At 64.6% G+C, this 717-nt stretch carries 1 protein-coding gene; it reads right to left on the bottom strand.

Annotated elements, in window-relative coordinates; genetic code table 11:
* Positions 1 to 717: condensation domain-containing protein (locus J0A65_RS24805; RefSeq protein ID WP_206596900.1), on the bottom strand; the 717-nt coding region annotated here is incomplete at both ends.

Below are 717 nucleotides of genomic sequence, written 5' to 3'. Positions count from 1 at the left end.
ACCCAAGCGCACCAGAGTCAGACGCTGCAGCGGCGGCATAGCGAGGTCGAAGCCTTCGGCACGCTCGGCCGCGGCCAGCGCATCCAGTGCTTCGGGCTCGGCGGCCTGCGTGCGCCAGTCGTGTTCACGTACGGGTAGCTCGGCATGACGCAGCACGAACTGCAACGGCACACCCGCTTCGGTGAGCACGAAGCCGCTGCGCAGCACGGCATGACGCGCCACAACCTGCCGCCACGCGGCGATGAAACGCGGTGCATCCAGCCCCTCCAGGTCGACCCGCAACTGATTGACGTAAAGACCGGAGCCCGGCATGTCGAGCGCATGGAACAACAGTCCCTGCTGCATGGGCGACAACGGATATAGATCGTCCAGATCACTCACGGGTAGATCGAGACTGTCCAGCGTCGCCTGGTCCAGGCCAGCCAACGGCACGTCGCTCGGCGACAGACGCGGCATGGCGATGCGCACATGGGCCAGCAGCTCGTGCAGCGAATCCTCCAGTCCCTGAACCAGGGCATCGATCGCCTCGTCCGGGAACATGGCCTCGCTGTAGGTCAGCTCCAACTCCAGACGCCCGCCCAGGATGCGACCATTGATCACCAGCCAGTTGCCCAGCGGGGCATTCTGCGGCTGGCTATGACCTGCCGATTCACTGGCAGGGCGCAGCACAGAATCGCCATCGAATTGCTGGTCGAACTGCCCCAGGTAGTTGAAGGT

Origin of the sequence: Bowmanella yangjiangensis, from assembly GCF_017255015.1 — a bacterium.
GTDB lineage: Bacteria > Pseudomonadota > Gammaproteobacteria > Enterobacterales > Alteromonadaceae > Bowmanella > Bowmanella yangjiangensis.
This window is presented reverse-complemented; position numbering and strand designations above follow the sequence as displayed.